This window comes from Pseudomonas sp. So3.2b (assembly GCF_019464415.1).
Classification (GTDB): Bacteria; Pseudomonadota; Gammaproteobacteria; order Pseudomonadales; family Pseudomonadaceae; genus Aquipseudomonas; species Aquipseudomonas shahriarae.
In genome coordinates, this window is the sequence record NZ_CP080494.1 from 3,483,052 (window position 1) to 3,501,427 (window position 18,376).

The 18,376-nt window shown below is 62.2% G+C and carries 17 protein-coding genes; 11 read left to right on the forward strand and 6 right to left on the reverse strand.

What is annotated here, in order from left to right; genetic code table 11:
- The first annotated feature begins 13 nt into the window (after window positions 1–13).
- The 9 genes from K1X80_RS15445 (at window position 14) to K1X80_RS15485 (ending at window position 7,016) form a co-directional block, all read left to right on the forward strand.
- Window positions 14–340, forward strand: coding sequence for a cytochrome c (locus K1X80_RS15445; RefSeq protein ID WP_169960664.1), 327 nt, complete (start codon window positions 14–16; stop codon window positions 338–340).
- Window positions 337–1,509, forward strand: a complete 1,173-nt coding sequence (locus K1X80_RS15450) for a cytochrome D1 domain-containing protein (RefSeq protein ID WP_057959365.1) — start codon at window positions 337–339, stop codon at window positions 1,507–1,509. Before K1X80_RS15445 ends, K1X80_RS15450 begins: the two co-directional genes overlap by 4 nt.
- Before the next feature lies 1 nt (window position 1,510).
- Complete coding sequence (locus tag K1X80_RS15455) at window positions 1,511–1,969, forward strand: Lrp/AsnC family transcriptional regulator (RefSeq protein WP_057959364.1); 459 nt, start codon at window positions 1,511–1,513, stop codon at window positions 1,967–1,969.
- Entirely contained in the window at window positions 1,966–2,481 is a 516-nt protein-coding gene (locus K1X80_RS15460; protein ID WP_057436868.1) for an Lrp/AsnC family transcriptional regulator, read from the forward strand. Before K1X80_RS15455 ends, K1X80_RS15460 begins: the two co-directional genes overlap by 4 nt.
- Window positions 2,474–2,917 (forward strand): Lrp/AsnC family transcriptional regulator, encoded by a 444-nt coding sequence (locus K1X80_RS15465; protein WP_169989811.1) that lies wholly within the window; start codon window positions 2,474–2,476, stop codon window positions 2,915–2,917. Before K1X80_RS15460 ends, K1X80_RS15465 begins: the two co-directional genes overlap by 8 nt.
- On the forward strand, window positions 2,892–3,422 hold the full coding sequence (locus K1X80_RS15470; RefSeq protein ID WP_169960662.1) for an Lrp/AsnC family transcriptional regulator: 531 nt from the start codon (window positions 2,892–2,894) through the stop codon (window positions 3,420–3,422). Before K1X80_RS15465 ends, K1X80_RS15470 begins: the two co-directional genes overlap by 26 nt.
- Window positions 3,423–3,479: 57 nt before the next feature.
- Window positions 3,480–4,658: a heme d1 biosynthesis radical SAM protein NirJ gene (gene nirJ, locus K1X80_RS15475; protein ID WP_220172265.1), complete on the forward strand. Its 1,179-nt coding sequence runs from the start codon at window positions 3,480–3,482 to the stop codon at window positions 4,656–4,658.
- Between the two features lie 67 nt (window positions 4,659–4,725).
- On the forward strand, window positions 4,726–5,559 hold the full coding sequence (gene cobA / locus K1X80_RS15480) for a uroporphyrinogen-III C-methyltransferase (protein ID WP_115128345.1): 834 nt from the start codon (window positions 4,726–4,728) through the stop codon (window positions 5,557–5,559).
- Window positions 5,556–7,016, forward strand: coding sequence for a cytochrome D1 domain-containing protein (locus tag K1X80_RS15485; RefSeq protein ID WP_220172266.1), 1,461 nt, complete (start codon window positions 5,556–5,558; stop codon window positions 7,014–7,016). Before cobA ends, K1X80_RS15485 begins: the two co-directional genes overlap by 4 nt.
- A gap of 101 nt (window positions 7,017–7,117) precedes the next feature.
- On the opposite strand, the gene K1X80_RS15490 is transcribed toward K1X80_RS15485, so the two are convergent.
- From K1X80_RS15490 to K1X80_RS15500, 3 genes are all read right to left on the reverse strand, one after another.
- Window positions 7,118–8,560 carry an outer membrane protein transport protein gene (locus K1X80_RS15490; RefSeq protein WP_216312071.1) on the reverse strand — a complete coding sequence of 481 codons (1,443 nt, stop codon included), beginning with the start codon at window positions 8,558–8,560 and terminating at the stop codon, window positions 7,118–7,120.
- A gap of 100 nt (window positions 8,561–8,660) precedes the next feature.
- Window positions 8,661–9,170, reverse strand: a complete 510-nt coding sequence (gene praB / locus K1X80_RS15495) for an alkane oxidation protein activator PraB (RefSeq protein WP_057436883.1) — start codon at window positions 9,168–9,170, stop codon at window positions 8,661–8,663.
- Window positions 9,171–9,986: 816 nt separating this feature from the next.
- On the reverse strand, window positions 9,987–12,089 hold the full coding sequence (locus K1X80_RS15500; RefSeq protein WP_186625172.1) for an EAL domain-containing protein: 2,103 nt from the start codon (window positions 12,087–12,089) through the stop codon (window positions 9,987–9,989).
- Window positions 12,090–12,536: 447 nt separating this feature from the next.
- Between K1X80_RS15500 and K1X80_RS15505 the strand changes: the two genes are divergently transcribed.
- A complete protein-coding gene (locus K1X80_RS15505) occupies window positions 12,537–12,716 on the forward strand; it encodes a hypothetical protein (RefSeq protein ID WP_232544788.1) in 180 nt (59 codons plus the stop codon).
- Window positions 12,717–12,748: 32 nt separating this feature from the next.
- Complete coding sequence (locus K1X80_RS15510) at window positions 12,749–13,087, forward strand: DUF6388 family protein (protein WP_057959356.1); 339 nt, start codon at window positions 12,749–12,751, stop codon at window positions 13,085–13,087.
- Here the strand turns inward: K1X80_RS15510 and K1X80_RS15515 are convergent.
- The 3 genes from K1X80_RS15515 to icmH all read right to left on the reverse strand — a co-directional run bounded on the left by K1X80_RS15515 (window position 13,084) and on the right by icmH (window position 18,375).
- Window positions 13,084–13,965 (reverse strand): serine/threonine-protein kinase, encoded by an 882-nt coding sequence (locus K1X80_RS15515; RefSeq protein WP_233093294.1) that lies wholly within the window; start codon window positions 13,963–13,965, stop codon window positions 13,084–13,086. The two genes, K1X80_RS15510 and K1X80_RS15515, sit on opposite strands and share 4 nt — an antisense overlap.
- A gap of 141 nt (window positions 13,966–14,106) precedes the next feature.
- Window positions 14,107–17,493, reverse strand: coding sequence for a type VI secretion system membrane subunit TssM (tssM, locus tag K1X80_RS15520; protein ID WP_220172267.1), 3,387 nt, complete (start codon window positions 17,491–17,493; stop codon window positions 14,107–14,109).
- Window positions 17,494–17,508: 15 nt separating this feature from the next.
- A complete protein-coding gene (gene icmH / locus K1X80_RS15525) occupies window positions 17,509–18,375 on the reverse strand; it encodes a type IVB secretion system protein IcmH/DotU (protein ID WP_164844811.1) in 867 nt (288 codons plus the stop codon).
- Window position 18,376: the final 1 nt, after the last annotated feature.

The window sequence follows — 18,376 nt, forward strand, 5'->3', positions numbered from 1 at the left end:
CAAGGAGCGCGCCATGCAAATCTCGATGATCGGTTCGGCCATGGCGCTGCTCTTTCTCATTCCTGCGCCGGTGCACGGAGCACCGGCGCCTGCGCGCCAGGTCCAACTGGAACACCTGTTGACCCAGGACTGTGGCGCCTGCCACGGCCTGCACCTGACCGGTGGCCTGGGCCCGGCCCTGACCCCGCAAGCCCTGTCCGGGCAAACCCGCGACAGCCTGATTGCCACCGTGACCTATGGCCGCCCTGCCCTGGCGATGCCCGGCTGGGCGCCGTTGCTCAATGCCGGCGATATTGCCTGGCTGGTGGATCGCCTCCTGCAAGGAACCCCCGCGCCATGATCCGTCCCCTGCTTGCCTGCATTGCCGGCCTGTTGCTCACCGCCTGCTCCCATCCACCGTTGCGCGGCAGCGGCGACCTGGGCCTGGTGGTGGAGCGCGCCAGCGGCAGCCTGCTGATTATCGACAGCAGCCACCAGGCCCGCCTGGCACGGGTCGCGGGGCTGGGCGACCTGTCCCACGCCTCGGCAGTGTTTTCCCGGGACCAGCGCTACGCCTACCTGTTTGGCCGTGACGGCGGGCTGACCAAGGTCGACCTGCTGACCCAGCGCATCGACAAACGCCTGATCCAGGGGGGCAACAGCATCGGTGGCGCGATCAGCCAGGACGGGCGTTTGATTGCCGTCTCCAACTACCAGCCCGGTGGCGTCAAGGTGTTCGACGCCGTGACCCTGCAACAGGTGGCCGATATCCCGGCCACGCCCCTGGCCGACGGCAAACGCTCGCGGGTGGTGGGCCTGGTGGATGCGCCGGGACAACGCTTTGTGTTCAGCCTGTTCGATACCGACGAGATCTGGAGCGCCGATTTCAGCCAGGGCAACACCCCGGCCATCACCCGCTTCACTGGCATTGGTCGCCAGCCCTATGACGCGCTGATCACCGCCGATGGCCGTTACTACATGGCCGGGTTGTTTGGCGAGGACGGCATGGCCCAGCTCGACCTGTGGCACCCCGAACATGGGGTCAAGCGTGTGCTCGCCGACTACGGTCGCGGCCAGCAAAAACTGCCGGTGTACAAGATGCCGCATCTGGAAGGCTGGGCCGTGGCCGATAACCAGGCCTTCGTGCCCGCCGTAGGCCGCCATCAGGTGCTGGTGATGGATGCGCGCACCTGGCAACAGACCGCCACCATTGCCGTGGCCGGCCAACCGATTTTTGTCACCGCACGGCCCGACGGGCGCCAGTTGTGGGTCAACTTCGCCTACCCGGACAACGACCGGGTACAGGTGCTCGACACTGAAACCCACCAGGTGGTCGCGGACCTGCGTCCCGGCCCTGGTGTGCTGCATATGGAATTCACCGGGCGCGGTGAGCAGCTGTGGCTGTCGGTTCGCGACGGCCAACAGGTGCAGGTCTGGGATCCTTATCGCTTGACCTTGCTCAAGACCCTGCCGGCCGAAAGCCCCAGCGGAATCTTCTTCAGCAGCCGCGCGCAAAAAATGGGGTATTGAGATGGAACTTGACGAGCTCACCACGCGCCTGATCGACCGCTATCAACATGGCATGCCGCTGTGCGCCGAGCCTTACATGGAAATGGCCAACACCCTCGGCTGCAGCGAGAAACAGTTGATGGCCTGCCTGCAACGCCTGGAACTGGCAGGCGCACTGTCACGGGTCGGGCCGGTGTTCGATCACAGCCGCGCCGGGGCCAGTACCCTGGCCGCCCTGGCGGTGCCCGCCGAACGCCTGGAGCAGGTGGCCGCGCGCATCAGTCGCTATCCCGAGGTCAATCACAACTACGCCCGCGAGCATCACTACAACCTATGGTTTGTGCTGACCGGGCCCAATCGCCGGCACCTGGAACAGATTCTCGACGAGCTGGAAAAAGACACCGGCCTGATCCCTCTGGACCTGCCGATGCTCACCTCCTACCGCATCGACCTGGGCTTTGCCCTGGGAGGCCACCTGTGATCGCGCCGCTGAACCACGAGCAACTGCTCGACCTGCGCCAATGCCTGGAGCGCGGCCTGCCGAGGGTGTCGCGGCCCTATGAAGACCTGGCCGAGCAGATCGGCGCCCATCACCAGCAAGTGTTGCGGCAGATGCAGCAATGGCAGGAGCAGGGCCTGTTCCGCCGCGTCGGCCTGGTGCTCAACCACCGCGCCCTGGGCTTTGTGGCCAACGCGATGCTGGTGCTGGATGTGCCCGATGCGCTGATCGACGAAGTCGGCCAGCGCCTGGGTTGCGCGCCGGGCATCACCCTGTGCTATCAGCGGCCACGGCGCTTGCCGCACTGGCGCTACAACCTGTTCTGCATGGTCCACGGGCGTGAGCGCGCAGCGGTGCAGGCGCAGATCGAGGCACTGTTGCAACAGCACCTGCTCAGCGACCTGCCCCACCACCTGTTATTCAGTACACGCATGTTCAAGCAGTGCGGCGGGCGTTTTGCGCCACCGCCATCCCAGGTATGGGCCCATGGATGAACTTGACCGTCAGTTGATCAACCGCCTGCAACGGGGCCTGCCCCTGGTTCGTCACCCGTGGCAGTTACTGGCTGCAGAGCTGCACAGCACGCCCGACGAACTGCTCGACCGCCTGCACCTGCTGCTCGAAGACGGCGTGCTGACGCGCTTCGGGCCGATGTTTGATATTGAGCGCCTGGGCGGCGCCTTCACCCTGGCCGCCCTGGCGGTACCTGAAGCACGCTTTGAACAGGTCGCGACGCAGCTCAACGAACTCCCGCAAGTGGCCCATAACTACCGGCGCGAGCATCACTGGAACATGTGGTTTGTGCTGGCCTGCGGCACCGCCGAAGACCTCGAGCAGACCCTCTCGCACATCCACACCATCACCGGGCTTGAGGTGCTTAACCTGCCCAAGGAGCAAACCTACCATGTCGGTCTGTACTTCCCGGTTTGACGAGAGCCTGGCCCAGCGCTTGATCCATTTGACCGACGCCGGCCTGCCCCTGTTGGAAGACCCCTGGACCTGGCTCGCCGAGCAATTGGGGATCAGCGTCGAATCCACCCTGGATCTGCTCAAGCGCTTGCAGGGTGAAGGCGCGATCCGCCGGATCGCCGCCGTGCCCAATCACTATCGCTTGGGCTATCGCCACAACGGCATGACCGTGTGGGATGTGTGCGATGAACAGATGCCGCGCCTGGGCGAACTGATCGGCGCCCAACCCTTTGTCAGCCACTGCTATCGCCGGCCCCGGCGCGCGGACTGGCCCTACAACCTGTTCGCCATGGTCCATGGCCGCAGCCGCGAAGAGATCGACAGTTACCGTGAACACCTGCGCTTCTTGCTGGGCGATGCCAGCCGGGCGGACGAGATGTTGGTGAGCAGTCGCATCCTGAAAAAAACCGGCCTGCGCCTGACCCAACGATCCACGGTGGAAGCTGCCCACACAGATGCTGGATGACCCACCGCCAACGCAGCCTCGCCGGGCGAGACAGCTCTCCCACACAAGGACCACCCCATGCTTAGGATCAGTCATTACCTGCGCACCCTGGCCGGCCAATGCCCACCACCGCGCAGCGCCAAACCGGGCAGCGAGCGCGCGCCGGTGGTGATCTGGAACCTGCTGCGCCGCTGCAACCTGACCTGCAAGCACTGCTACGCCACCAGCGCCGACAGTGTGTTCCGCGATGAGCTGGATACCGAGGCCGCGCTGAAGGTGATCGACGACCTGCACGACGCAGGGGTCAAGGTGTTGATCCTCTCGGGCGGCGAGCCCTTGCTGCGCGATGACCTGTTCCAGCTCAGCGCCTATGCCCGCGCCAAGGGCTTTTTCGTGGCGCTGTCGAGCAATGGCACGTTGATTGACGAAGGCAATATCCAGCAGATCGCCGATGCGCGCTTTGACTATGTGGGCATCAGCATTGATGGCTTGAAGGCCACCCACGATGCATTCCGCCAGTGCGAGGGCAGTTTCGAGCGCTCGATGCATGCCATCGGCCTGTGCCGCCAGGCTGGCATTCGTGTAGGCCTGCGCACCACCCTGACCCAGGAAAACCACGCGCAGTTGCCGCAACTGCTGGGGCTGATGCGCGAATACGATGTGCAGAAGTTCTACCTCTCGCACCTCAACTACAGCGGGCGCGGCAAGCGCAGCCGGCAACTGGACGCCCATCAGCAGATGAGCCGCGACGCCATGCTGATGATCTTCCAGCAGGCCTGGAACGACGTCCAGAACGGCGTGGCCAGCGATTTTGTCAGCGGCAACAACGACGCCGACGCCGTGCTGTTGCTGCAATGGGTGCATCAGCATTTGCCGGAACACTACCCGCAACTCGAACACCTGCTGCATGCCTGGGGCGGCAATGCCTCGGGCAGCGGTATCGCCAATATCGACAACACCGGCGAAGTGCACCCGGACACTTACTGGTGGCAACACTCGGTGGGCAATGTGCGCCGCACCTCGTTTCGCGAAATCTGGCTGGAACGCCCCGACCCGTTACTGCTGCGCCTGCGCCAATACCCGCGGGAGGTCGGTGGCCGTTGCACCGACTGCCGCTGGCTGAACATCTGCAACGGCAACACGCGCACCCGCGCCTGGGCCGACGGCGATCTCTGGGGCCCGGACCCCGGTTGCTACCTCAGCAACGCAGAAATCGCCCGCACCCCGCCCACCTTGATTCCTTGCTCGGCACGCTGAACCACCGGCCGCTCACCTGGTGAAACAACCGGGGAGCGCCAACCTGATGATGAACCAAGGAAGTCTCATGCACTCAACCTACGCCTTACCCTACGCGCTGCACAGCCCCTTCCACCCCGGCGAAGTCGCCCTGGTCGGCGCTGGTCCCGGCGACCCGCGCCTGTTGACCCTGCGCGCCTGGAGCCTGCTGATGCAGGCGGATGCAGTGGTGTTCGATCGCCTGATCAGTGCCGAGTTGCTGACCCTGATCCCGCTGACCTGCGCCCGCCATTACGTGGGCAAGGCCAGCGGTTATCACAGCCTGCCCCAGGAGCAGATCAATGAACTGCTGGCCGAACTGGCTCAGCAAGGACAGCGCGTGGTGCGGCTCAAGGGCGGCGATCCCTTCGTGTTTGGCCGCGGTGCCGAAGAACTGGAATACCTGCTGGCGCAAGGGGTGTCGTGCCAGGTGGTTCCAGGCATCACCGCGGCATCCGGCTGCAGCGCCTATGCGGGCATCCCGTTGACGCACCGTGATCTGGTCAACTCGTGTCGCTTCGTCACCGGGCATTTGCAGCGCGACGGTGAGTTGAAATTGCCCTGGGACAGCCTTGCCGACGGCAGCCAGACCCTGGTGTTCTACATGGGCCTGTCGAACCTGGCGATGATCGCCGAACGCCTGATCGGCGCCGGGCTGTCCGCCGAGACGCCGGCGGCGCTGATCTGCAATGGGGCCCGCGTCGACCAGCAAGTGCATCGCGGCACCCTGCGCCAACTGCCGGCCCTGGCCCTGATGTGCGAGCCCGGCGTGCCGACCTTGACGGTGATCGGGCATGTGGTGGATCTGTTTGCCGATGCGCCCCTGCACTACCCCGCCAGCCTCGCGCCCGCTCATCTCGCGCGGCCCAGGGTGGCGGTATGAAGCGCCTGTGGCTGGTGCCGTTGCTCTGGGCCAGCGCCGCCCACGGTGCGCCGGATGCCGCCGCCGATTACCAGCAGCATTGCCAGAGCTGCCATGGCCTCAACCGGGTCGGCAGCACCGGCCCGGCGTTGTTGCCGGAGAGCCTGGGGCGGATCAAGCCGGCCGAGATTCGCCAGGTCATCGAACACGGTCGCCCGGCCAGCCAGATGGCGGCATTCGCCGGTCAACTCAGCGCGCAACAGATCGACGGCCTGGTGACGTTCCTGCAACAGCCGCCCGCCACGCCCGCGACCTGGAACGAGCAGGATATCCGCAGCAGCCACCGCCAACTGGCCGACCTCAGCCAACTGCCGAGCACCCCGCAGCATCACGCCGACCCGCTGAACCTGTTTGTGGTGGTGGAATCCGGTGACCATCACATCGACATTCTCGACGGTGACCGTTTTGAGGTGCTCGACCGTTTTGCCTCGCACTTTGCCGTGCACGGCGGGCCGAAGTTTTCCCCGGACGGGCGCTTTGTGTACTTTGCTTCGCGCGACGGCTGGATCAGCCTGTATGACCTGCATAACCTCAAGCTGATCGCCGAGGTTCGCGCCGGCCTCAATACCCGCAACCTGGCGGTGAGCAAGGACGGGCGCTGGGTGCTGGTGGGCAATTACCTGCCGGGCAATCTGGTGGTGCTGGATGCGCGCGACCTGTCGCTGGTCAAGACCCTGCCGACGAATTCGCGGGTCAGCGCGGTGTACACCGCGCCGCCGCGCAACAGTTTTATCGTCGCCCTCAAGGATGTGAATGAGGTCTGGGAGTTGTCCTACGCGGCCGCGACCCCGAGCTTCGAGCCCCGGCGTATCCAGGCCCAGGACGTGCTCGATGACTTTTCCTTTTCCCCTGACTACCGGCAACTGCTCGCCACTTCGCGCAAGGCCGGTGGCGGGCAAGTGATCGACCTCGACTCCGGGAAGGTGGTCACCGACATCGCGCTGTCGGGTATGCCGCACCTGGGCTCGGGGACCAACTGGCAACGCAATGGGCAGTGGGTGTTTGCCACGCCGAATATCAGCAAGGGGCAGATCTCGGTGCTGGACCTCAAGACCTGGAAACTGATCAAGGAAATTCCCACCCTCGGGCCGGGGTTCTTTATGCGCAGCCACAGCAACTCGCGCTATGTGTGGAGTGATGTGTTTTTCGCACCCGGCAACGATGCGATCCACTTGATCGACAAGCAGACCCTGGAAATCGCCCATACCCTGCGGCCCATGCCGGGCAAGACCGCAGCACATGTGGAGTTCACCAAGGATGGGCGCTACTTGCTGTTGAGCATCTGGGATCGCGAGGGCGCGTTGATCGTGTATGACAGCCAGACGTTGCAGGAGGTCAAGCGGATCCCCATGAACAAGCCTTCGGGCAAGTACAACGTGGGGAACAAGATTGAGTTTGCGGAGGGGACTTCGCATTGATGGGGGGGCTGGATGGCTGGCGACAGTGGTGTGCCAGCCAGTAGCGGCGGTGACTGAAGGGCCGCCATCGCGGGCAGGCCCGCTGCCACACGGGATCTGGATCAGAAGGCGTAGGTAGCCCCCAGGCTGAGCACTTCGCCCTTGAGCTGGGCCTTGCCGTCCAGCGACGCCGCGCCAAGGCGATCAACGTTCTTGGTCTTGAGCTTGACGGTTTCTACAAACTGCCGTGAATAGGCACCGTCGATACTCAAGCCCGGAACCGCCCGGATGTTGTAGCCAAACCCCAGGGACGCAAATATCCGATCGCCATCAGGAATCCGCGGGTCACGGGTGGAGTTGGGGGTCGGGGTCTGGTCAAAGGCCACGCCGCTGCGCAGGGTGACGTCATCGGTGAGTTGGTAGTCGCCGCCTAGGGCGTACATCCAGGTGTTCTTGTAGTTGTAGGGAATCGACACCAGGGTGCTGCCCTCCGACTTCAAGGTCAGGGCCTTGAACGATGACCATTGGGTCCAGGTGGCACTCACGCCCAGGGTCAGGCGGTCGGAGAACTGGTGTACCCAATCCAGGGAGGCATTGGCCGGGATGTCCAGTTGGGCCGAGGCATTGGCGCCACCGGGATACAGATGCAGGCCTGGATAGGCCAGTTCGACCAGGGTCTTGCCATCCAGCACAGGGGTGGTCATGACATCTCTGGAGAGTGCATCGGCGTAGATATTGTATTTGCCCTCCAGCTTGTTCTTGATCTTGGCGTGGTAGTTCAGGCCCAAGGTATCCCGGGAGGTCGGCTTCCAAGCCATACCGGCAAACCAGCCCAGGGAAGTGTTGTCGACTTTGACCCGCATCAATGCCAGGCCCTGGCCGGCGGGAAACGGCGTGTAGCCCAGGTCCGGCGACTGCGCGGCGGCGGCGTAGAGGTCAACGTTCTGGCTTACAAAGCCTGTGGTGTGCTGCAAAATCCCCCCGCCACCGATGGAGAACTGATCATTGACCTTGAACGACAGCGAACCGGTCAGGCCCACGGTTTCGATTTTGGTGTCTACCGCAAAGTCCCGGCCCTTCCAGTCCTCGTCCCACGTCGTGCGGGCCCCCATGGGCACCACCTGGCTCAGGCCAAAGGCAAAACGCTCGTTGATCGGGATAACCGTAAAGCCCGTCGGTGCCCAGGCTTCAAACCCACCCTGGCCACCGTCACCGGTGCGCGGCGTCGAGGTCGGCAGGCCGGTATCAGGATCAAGGACCGTAATGGATGCGGGATTGCCCGCGTAGTCATACGCCGAGCCTTTGTACTTGATGTCGATATTGGCGTAGTTGAGGGTGAACTGCGAAACGGGCCGGTCGATAAAGGCCATCGCCGCCGGGTTGTTGAAGGCCGCTGATGGGTCGTTCCTGAACAGCGAACCGCCACCGAACGCCCGGCCCCAGCCTGCGGTGTTGGCAGTCGGCGTCATGAACCCGCCGGCCTGGACCGGGCACGCCGCAACCGTCAGCCCACCCAACACTGCCAGGGCAAAGAATGCCAGGACCTGCTGTTTGTTGTGTTTCATGCACCACTCCGTCGTATCGTTACCCACCCCAGCAGGTGCCTCGAATAAGGCACCTGCCTTTCACGGGTGATCAGCCCTTTGCACTAGCAAGCGCGATGGCTCAAGGCGCCACGCTAAGGCTCGGGACCTTGACGGTCAGGGACTGGACGGCGCAGTTGCCGGAAAGCGGCTGGTTTTTACCGGTCAACGTGCGAGTCGCCTGGTTCCACTCGCCATTGAGGGTACCCGGGCCGCAGTTGGAGGAAGGGAACGCCACGGTCCAACCCACGTTTGAGACGGTGCCGCTACCGATGCCGGTGCTCGCGTTATAGCTGGTCGCGGTCAATACCCAACCCGGAGACGGAACGTTTTTCATCTTCGGCAGATTGCACAGGCCACCGCCAGTGAGCGTTGCCGAAGTGATGGTGGCTACGCCTGCGGATACATTGCCGCCGAAAGTGACGCCGCAGGTAATGGGAGCCCCGAAGGAAGATGGCGACGTTACAACAATCGTGCCTGCCTCAGTGGTAAATGGACCTTCCGGAATAATCGACACGGCGCTGGCCATGGAAGCCGCCCCGAACAACAGAGCAAACGAACTTACACGAACGAGGGCTTTCAAACTTTTCATTATTTTTCCTCACATGGATGGCGAACTATTTCGCCGGGGTAATGGTCATGATCAAGAGCTCACACTAAAACTGCGACACCCCCTCTCCGACCAAATCTCAATTCAAATAACGGTATTAAATCGCTTATCAACCCGGGAGCCTTTTGAACTTACAAAACCCCGAACAGCTCCGCTTTATTACCACTTGATAGTTTCTGACTTGCCGGGTACTTACATAGGGCGCGCTGCATCTTTATTTAACGCCACACACACCCAATAACGTCCCTAACCCCAGGGCAGACAAATTTCTGGCAATAAGTGTTTGTGAGCCCCATCGACTCCGAAAAACCCACGGCATTCAGATCAAGCCAGACGATGCTGGTATTGCCACGCCCATTCCAGGAGCCCTGCCGGGTGGGCATTGGCGACAGGTCGATACTGCAAGACCTGATTAGCCCTTTGCCAACACCTTCCATAAAGAACATAGATACAGAGCAGTGCCGACATCAAACAAGGCCCCAAGCAAGTACGGAAACTTAAACTAGAAAATTGCGCCTAAAAACATTGCAGACAAGTCAATCGCCTCCACAAGAGCCTATATTTAGAAATTTCTTTTTAAAACTCGTATCAAATAATCTACCTGAAAAAATTACTTACGCCAGAGGGGCACCCTCCATTTACGAGAAGTCCTACGCAACAGCTTTATACTCGTAGGAAAGTCGAATAACTCGAACCACCGGCCAACTTCGGCGCAAGCGCCAGCGCACGGGAAGTCAAGGCTCAATATAGAGTGGAATTATTTGCAGGACTTATTTGTAGGATCAATGCAAGACGTGGCTATGCACCGGCCTCATCATTCATCTTGACTGCCCGCTCGCGAACAAATCGTTGCACCGCGTCGCCGGGCAACGCTTTGCTGAAATACCAGCCCTGGATAATCAACTCCGCCCCGGCGTGCCCCCTGCCCGACTGGAGGAAGGCCAACTGCTCAGCGGTTTCCACCCCTTCCACCACCACCCCCAGGTTCAGCGCCTCACAAAAGCGCAGCATGCCGGTCAAGACCTGCGCGCCCTTGGGGTCCTGCTGGGCCACCACAAAACTGCGGTCGATCTTGATGAAGTCCACCGGGAACTGGTGCAGGTAACTCAGCGCCGAAAACCCCGTGCCAAAGTCGTCGATATAGACCTTGGCACCAATGGCCTGCAGCTTCTGGATCATCTGCCGGGTCGCCTGGATATCGCCCACCAGCGCATCCTCAGTGATCTCCACCGACACATGGCCGTGGGCCAGGGAGAGGATGTCCACCAGTTGCCTGCCATAGGCGGGGTTCGTCAGGGTGGCGCTGGAGACATTAATGGTGATCGGTAGGGCAAAGCCGATTTTCTGCCACTTCTGGTACTGACGCACGGCCTGGGAGGCGACCCAGACGTCCACGTCCGGCATCAACCGGGCCTGGGCCAGCCACTGGAGGAACTCCCACGGCGAATGCACCTTGCCCTGGCTATCCCGCGCGCGCATCAGCGCTTCACAGCCGGTGCACAAACCCGTCAGGGAGGACACCTGGGGCTGGTACTCCAGGTAGAACTCGTAGTCGCTGATCTGCTGGATCCTGCTCAATGCACTGGCCTGGCGTGCCAGCGCCCGGTGCGCAGTCAGCACTGGGTCCAGTTCCAGCAGACGCCCTTTTTCTTCGAGCCCGCGAAAGGTCATGTCGAAAGACTTGAGGTAAACCGTACCGCCCTCCACCGCCTGCCGATGAATCGCGCGGACATAAGGCGCATAGACCAGTATCCCGACTCCCAGCAGCACCAGTTGCAGCGCCACCGCAGCCAGATCGCCCTGGGTACTCAGGTAGGCGTTGAGCAGCACCGGCGCGGTGAACGGCACGCTGGCCACCGCTGGCGAGACCCAGCCGGCCTGCACCACCAGCAATGCCAGCACCGTATTGATCACCGGCACGGCTAAAAAAGGGATAAACAGGCGCGGGTTGAGAATGATCGGCAAGCCAAACAGCAGCACTTCGCTGACGTTGAACAGCGACAGCGGCAGGCTGGCCACCGCCAGCAACCGCATGGACTGGCTCTTGGAAAACAGCAGAATCGCCAGCAACAGGCACAGGGAACCGCCAGCCCCGCCAATAAAGGCAAAGCACCCCAGCAGACCGCCATTCAACGCATACAGGACGGGCTCCCCCGCCGCCAATGCCGCGCCATTGAGTATCACGGCCTGGTCCAGGGCATCAAACAGCGGCTGGATCGCGTACACGCCATGGATGCCAAAAAACCACAGCAGCGAATTGATCGCCGTGACAAACACACCGGTGCCATAAGGGGACTGCAGCGTATCGAGCATCACCGGGCCCTGGAACTGCGCCACATGAGCAACCTGCAACAGCAACGACAACGTCACCACCAGTAGCAATGCGGTGATTGCTCCCGGTACCACCATGTTGATCGTACCCCTGAGGTTGTGTCCCACCAGGTCTGCGTTGACCAAGCGGGTCCAGCGGTAGCGATGCAGCCAGGCAATCACCGGGACATTGATCAACGGCGAGGCGATGGCAATAAACAGGACAAAGGTTGCCGACGCACGTGGATAGTCCCGCAGGACAAAGGAGGCAATGACCACGTGTGCCAGGCACAAAAACGCTACTGGCAACTGCGCTAAGCGGTGCTGGATTGCCAGCATATAGCCGATGGAAGCGGCCACCAGCAGCGGGATCACGGAACTGATCTTGGCATGCAGGCCGGCCAGGAATGCCACGACCGGCGATGGGAAGTCGAGAATGCGGGCGCATTCGGACAACAGCAGAAAACCCGCCGAGACCAGCAAGCATGGCAAGATCCATAACAGGCCTTCCCGGATGGCTCGCAGCGACTCCGTGCTTGCCAGGGCTGCCAGGCGTTGGGTGAAGAACAGCTTGAACAGCGTCTGCGCCATGACTATCTCCCTGCCCTCGGGCCATCACACCGGTCTTCAACGAGGGCTTAACGCTACACGGCCGGGCCCCGAAAATGAAAGGATTTTGCCGCGTTTGGCATCGATGCGTCGTCCTGGGATACCAGCAGACGTGCATACAAGGGTGTAATTTCCTACGCTTTTTGAAACAATACCGTGCGTGAGGGCCTTGCTGCCCACGCGGGTACCGCAGGTTTTCGGAACCAACTGCCACCCGCTCATGTCATGAGCTGTACGGGTCTGTCGACCCGCAGGCCGGCATCGAATGACTCGATCCGCAGGCCACGTTTACACCCGCAGGCATCGGTACGCCGACTGACCCAGCGTTCTCAGGGAGATGTATTGAACATGCAACGCAGGCTTACAAATCGTGCGCGACCTCTGGTTTTCACCGTAGGGCTTTGGTTGTGTGGGGTCGCTGTACTGTTTTTGATCAAGGCCGCCGTTGAAGCCGTCGAAGGGCCTATCAGCAAAACCTGGATCGACTTGACCCTGGTGCTGACCGCCTACCTGTTTTTTTTCTTGTTGGATCCACTGCAACAGTGGACAGCCAATCGGCTGCGTAAACGCGCCCGACGCAAAAGCCGTTACGAACAAGCCTCGTCCTGAGGTCGCGCAACCTGTATTTGCGGAGTCCCCCCTTGTCTGAACCTGGCGAAAACCTTCAGCTTGCCCTGGATATATTCCTGAGCCAGCACCCCGATCTGCGCACCGAACTGGACACGCTGAACCCCTTGGCGGCCCAGGCCAAGCGGGAAACCATGGCGCAATACCGGGCCGAGCGCCTGCATGAGGCCTTTGAGGCCGAGGCAGAAGCCCGCAACCTGTTTGCCTGGGAACTGACACTGCAACTGATCAGCCAGTCGCCACAGGAGTTCGAGGCCAAGCGCCTTGAGGTTCACAAGGAAGTGGCCCAGATGGCGGGACTGGAGTGGGCTGAGTATTGTCAGCTGCATGGTCTGGCAGACAGTTCACCTTAACGGGCAGCGAACCAGCGGCCCACCACCGAATGTTCACACTGCATCGCCACCTGCAACTCGTCGAGGGTGATGGTTCGCCGCTGCGGGTCGCCATTGAGCGCTATTTTCAGTGCCGGCCAGCAACGCCGGGGCAGTTGTCGCGGAGGCGCCAGTCGCGCGCCTTGTGTACTACGCCTGCCCAGCGCCAGGTCATACACCAGACACGCTGCACCATAGACCTCGCTACTGGCTGACAGGGGTGCGCCGTCCAGCAGTTCCGGGGCGGCATAGGCCGGTGTCCAGGCAGTGAAGCGCTGTGGGTTCAAGGCCGGCAGCCCGGACAGCGGCGGCGCAAGCGCCTGGGCAAGGCCAAAGTCAAACAGGCGCACCCCGTCATCGTCCAACATGACATTGCTGGGCTTCACATCGCCGTGCAACACACCTTGTCGATGGATGTAACCCAGCGCGTCCAGCAGCCCCGTTGCAATACGCCGCAGTTCTTGCCAAGGCACCCCGCGCGGGCAGTCGAGCAACAACTGGTCCAGGGTCGCGCCACTCATCAGCTCCATGGTGAAGAACGCCACTTCGCTCGCCGTATCCACATCAAACGAAAACACCCGTACCACGCGCGCGTGCCCCAGGCTGCGGGTCAGGGAAAACTCCCTGTAGAGCAGCAGGTGCGCATCCTGTGACTGGGCAAGGCTTTCACCGAGAACCTTGAGTGCCACCAGGGGCCTTGGCTCACCGAATTGCTCGTGGAGCAAATCACGGGCGCGATAGACAATCCCCATGCCCCCTTCCCCGAGCACCCGTTCAAGGCGATAGCGGCCGCCCAGTAACATCGGCAGCGGGCTCGATATGAGCGGGGCACAGGCGCCAGGCTGGGGCTGGTTTTCCATCATGCTTGCATCACCAGGGCCGTCAGATTACCCCTGGCCTGACCACGCAATGCCCCGTCGAACCCGCGATCCAGCATCAATTCGGGGGTTCCGGGTTCAACGCCTCGCCCATTGCGTTGCGGCAGGTGTCTTGCCATGGGCTCATAGTTGCTCCGGTATGCGGAAGGTCCGCCACGTCGCCATCTCGAACGGGTTCGGCGTGCGCTGGCTGGTCAACAGATAATGGGCTCGCAGGCCGCCGATGTCCGCCTTGAGCAGGCGCGCATCGCGGCCATTCGAGGGTTCGCCTTGCAGCAAGTCAAACAGGCGGAACAGCGACCATGGTCCGCTGTTTTTCTCGATGCCCATTGGCCGTTGCGCCATACCTTCCAGCACCAGGCTGCTGCGCCCGTCCTCGGTATCGGTGGGCCACTGGAACAGCATCGGGACAATCGGCCCGTGGCGGTATTCCATCTGTTGGTCGCCGAACCGCAGAATCGCTCGACTGACCGTGGGATCCAGGCTGTATGGCGCCAGGGTAAAGCGCACCCCCGGCTCACTCGGGTCATCGGCGAAGAACGCCTGGCGTATGGTGCGCGCCTTTGCCAGTTGGTCCAGCAACGCCCGCGACATCGGCAGGCTGCGGCCATCCAGGCTGCGCAACCGATAGCGGTCGCCGTCCCCCATCACAAAAGGCCGCAGGTCGTCGTCAAGAAACCGCGCCATCACCCCTTGGGGCTTGAAGAACTCGCGAAAATCATTCAGGGCCACGTCGCTGCTGGCATGGGCGCTGAACGGGTAGCGTTGCTTGATCGCCGAAGCATAGAACCCATACACCTCACTCTGATAGCGTCGGTTCAGGTGGCGGTAGGCCTCGTCAAGCACCAGGCGCCAGGTGTCATCAGCGACACCCGCGAGCCAGCCGTTGAGGGGAGCCGGCAGGCGCGCCGTAGCATTGCGCAGGTTGCCCAGGGCGTCCTGTTGTCCCTGCATGCGCCGCTTGACCAGCTCAAAGGCGGCTCGTTCAGGCCGGTTCTCCCGCCCAAGGGCGGCCAACTGCAGATGCACCTGGTTGAGGGTTTGCAACACTTGGGACAATTCTGGCCCAGGGTTGTCCTGCTCATCGAGCAACTGATGCAGTGATTCAAAGCGCCGCTGCACTGCGCGCTGCGGGGTGTCGGGCAGCCGTTGCGCGACACTGTCCACGGCCGCCTGGGCCACCGGCGAACCCGACTGAAGCGCCTCAAGGCGTTCGACAGGGCTTGAAAAACGGGTGTTTTCCCGGACCTGCTGCAGCAACTGCAACAACGGTGAACGGGCTGATGTCAGGCCCGCCAGCTGCTCGGCAATTTCGCGGGGGCTATCGTTTTCCTGCAAGCGCACCTGGGCCAGCGCCGCCCCCCAGGCCTGGGCATAGTCGCTGAAATACTGTTGCTCCAGCTCGACCATCAGTTGGCGCAGGCCCATGGCACTCAGTTCTGTACCCTCCCCCAGTACCCAGTTATCACGCACGATGGCCGCGACCATCCGAGTGCCCTGCACGGCAAAGAACTGACGGTAGCCCTGCTGGGTGAAGAAGCCAGGAATGGGTTGGTCAATGCCGGCGAACACTTGCTCCTGGGGGTCCAGGTGTTGCGCGAAACGATAGGGTTCAAGCTCGCTGCCCTGTTCACGCAGCAGACGGTAGATCACGCCAGCCAAAGGTTGCGCTTTCAAGACCTGGCGAGCCTGGGCCACCAGGGTTTCGTTGAGGGGTGCCACAAAGGGTTGCGCAAGCAATTGTGCAAAATGTGCATTCAAACGCTTCTGCAGGGCAGTGTCGCCAGGGTAGCGCAGCGACCATAGCTCGGCGACGCGATCCATCAACCATTGTGTGTCCCGCCGCTCAGGCAGATTGAGCATCAGATAGGCCCGCAGGCTGAGAAGCAACTGCTGACGGTCGTGCAAGTTGCTGCGCACCTGCTCCTCCAGCATGTCGCTGACCCGTGCCATCAGGTGCTGGAGCAATGCCTGGCGGTAGGCGGTGTCCAGCACCGGGCGGCTCCTGTCACCTTGGTACAAACCTGAAAACTGCAACCATCCCGCACCTTGCGGTGCCGGAAAAACCTGCGTGGCCGCCCATCGACGGTCCAATAGTGGAACTATCGCCACGCTCGGGTCTTCTGCCGCCTGCCGAGGAGCCGGAGACCGCGCCAACTCCCGCAGTTGTTCCAGGCGTTGATGATTCTGCGAATAGCTGTACATCCACAGCGAACCTGCGCCGCCGAGCACCAGCAAGGCAGCCAGGGCCAGGCCTCGCTGGCGCCGGCGGATCTGCGCGCGCTCCCGGTGGTCCAGGCCGGCCAGGTCGACCTCGCCGAACACCACCCGGCTGAACAGGCCCTGGATAAACCGTGGACGCTCACCGGCGCTGGTCAAGTAGAAACCGCGCAATGCGTTGACGCGCTGGTAACGATGGGCAGAAAACGCCAGTTCGGTAAACAGACACAGGCGCTCGCCGATCTGCGCCACCTGCCGAGGAAAATCCACCATACGCCCGCGGCGCTCGCCGCTGCGCTCCAGATGCAGGCGCTGTATCAGTTCCCCGCTCAAACGCTGCAGCACGGCTTCAAATGCCTGGCGCACCTGGGCGTTATCGGTTCCCGCCGTGCCGGGTACGATGGGCTCGCCCAACAGACCGTCGCTGCCCTGCCCCTCCGTTCGCTCGAAGAACTCGACAAAACCGGGCAAATGGTCCGCCTGAGTCAGCACCAGATAGACCGGTAACTCCACATGCAAGGTCTGCTGCAGATCGTGAAGACGGCTGTTGAACTGGCGCGCAGCAACGCTCAGGTCCTGCTCGCTGCCATTGAGTAGGGTATCCACCGACAGTGTCAGTAGCACGCCGCTGAGCGGGCGCGCACGGCGCCGGGCTTTCAACAGCGTCAACAAGGTCGCCCAGCCGCCACCATCGACCTCACTGTCGGCATGGGTCAGGTAGCGCGCCGGGGTGTCGATCAGGACCCCCTCATCGGCAAAATACCACTCGCAATGGGGTATTGCGCCGGCAGTGTGGGGGGCGCCGCAATCAGTCCGGTCCAATGGCAGCTGCATGCCACCCGCCTGCAACAGGCAGGTCTTGCCACTGGCGCTGGCGCCCATCACCAGGTGCCAGGGTAATTCGTTGCGCCAACGTTCGCTGCGTTTGCCATAACGCCGCGCTGCCTTGAGGGTGTGCAGCGCTTCCTTGAAGCGGCCACGCACGTTGTGCTGTTCGTGCTCCACAAGGCCCTTGTGGGACTTAGGCGGCGCCTGGTCCGGGCCGCAAGCCTGTGCGGGGGATTGTGCGGGGGTGCGCCGCTGGGCAAAGACCATTGCCAACCCCCAGGCCAGGAACAAGCCGCTGACGGTCAATAAGCGCGATGTCGCACCGAGCCAGAAGCGCTTGTCATCGACCGCCAGGAGCGGCCCGAACCGCCACACGGTCCACGCCAGCAACAGTACCAGCAGCAAGCTCCAGACCCAGGTCAAACCCAAGGCAGAGGCCAGCATTTTGAATAGATTTTTCATGGATCGCTCCCTGCGCTACTGCGGTGTCCGGATGATGTCGGTGGTGGTCGGCAGATAGGCTTTGAGCACGCTCTCGCGCTGTTCTCCAAGCACCCAGGCGAACCCTGAATACATGAGGGCCAGGCCCATTACGACGAAGACCCAGACCCAGGTTGCAGAAACAATGCGCATCGCCTGCCGGGGTTTGCGGCTGGACGGTGGCCGGGGCTCACTGGCCAGAGGCGCGTGGCCGCGCACATGGATGATCTGCCGGTATAAAGCGTCGCGAATGCCGTCCAATTGCAGCAGGCCACGCTCCATCACCCGATATTTGCCTTCAAAGCCCAGCGCCAGGCAGACGTACATCAACTCCAGCAGCGCCAGATGCTTGATCGGATCCCTGGACAATCGCTCAAGCAGCTCGAAGAATTTTTCGCCGCCAAAGGTTTCGTTATGAAAGCGGCTCAACAGGCTCATCTGCGACCAGTCGCTCTGACTGCCCCAGGCCGTGATCACCACCGCTTCGTCTATTACGCTACACAGCACGTAACGCGCCGCCGTGATCTGGCTGTCGAGGATTGCGGCGTGGCGGGCGCGGGTTTCAAACAACGTAATGCCCGATGACAACCGATCATTGAGCGCGTGCAGGCCTTCACGGGCCGTGCCGCCCTTGAGCCGGACCACCTCCGACAACAGGTCCCAGGCCGCTGTCACCAGCGGGTTGAGCCCCAGCCTGAAGTGTTCTGCGCCCTGCAAATGGGCGGCGTACATCATCCGGTCCTCAAGCTGTTCAAAGCGCGGTGGTGCCTCGAAATCCGTGATGGCGCCCTGCGCCGGGCCAAATCCATGACGATCCAGCAGGACCGTCTTGTCATCCTGCGGGTATGTCCTTTCCATCGTCATC

Excerpts from the sequence above, each read along its gene's own strand:
- cobA (WP_115128345.1), top strand. The coding sequence starts at position 4,726 with ATGCACTCAACCTACGCCTTACCCTACGCGCTGCACAGCCCCTTCCAC.
- nirJ (WP_220172265.1), top strand. The coding sequence starts at position 3,480 with ATGCTTAGGATCAGTCATTACCTGCGCACCCTGGCCGGCCAATGCCCA.
- K1X80_RS15485 (WP_220172266.1), top strand. The coding sequence starts at position 5,556 with ATGAAGCGCCTGTGGCTGGTGCCGTTGCTCTGGGCCAGCGCCGCCCAC.
- K1X80_RS15455 (WP_057959364.1), top strand. The coding sequence starts at position 1,511 with ATGGAACTTGACGAGCTCACCACGCGCCTGATCGACCGCTATCAACAT.
- K1X80_RS15470 (WP_169960662.1), top strand. The coding sequence starts at position 2,892 with ATGTCGGTCTGTACTTCCCGGTTTGACGAGAGCCTGGCCCAGCGCTTG.
- K1X80_RS15515 (WP_233093294.1), bottom strand. The coding sequence starts at position 13,965 with ATGGAAAACCAGCCCCAGCCTGGCGCCTGTGCCCCGCTCATATCGAGC.
- icmH (WP_164844811.1), bottom strand. The coding sequence starts at position 18,375 with ATGACGATGGAAAGGACATACCCGCAGGATGACAAGACGGTCCTGCTG.
- K1X80_RS15445 (WP_169960664.1), top strand. The coding sequence starts at position 14 with ATGCAAATCTCGATGATCGGTTCGGCCATGGCGCTGCTCTTTCTCATT.
- K1X80_RS15465 (WP_169989811.1), top strand. The coding sequence starts at position 2,474 with ATGGATGAACTTGACCGTCAGTTGATCAACCGCCTGCAACGGGGCCTG.
- tssM (WP_220172267.1), bottom strand. The coding sequence starts at position 17,493 with ATGAAAAATCTATTCAAAATGCTGGCCTCTGCCTTGGGTTTGACCTGG.
- praB (WP_057436883.1), bottom strand. The coding sequence starts at position 9,170 with ATGAAAAGTTTGAAAGCCCTCGTTCGTGTAAGTTCGTTTGCTCTGTTG.
- K1X80_RS15490 (WP_216312071.1), bottom strand. The coding sequence starts at position 8,560 with ATGAAACACAACAAACAGCAGGTCCTGGCATTCTTTGCCCTGGCAGTG.
- K1X80_RS15450 (WP_057959365.1), top strand. The coding sequence starts at position 337 with ATGATCCGTCCCCTGCTTGCCTGCATTGCCGGCCTGTTGCTCACCGCC.
- K1X80_RS15500 (WP_186625172.1), bottom strand. The coding sequence starts at position 12,089 with ATGGCGCAGACGCTGTTCAAGCTGTTCTTCACCCAACGCCTGGCAGCC.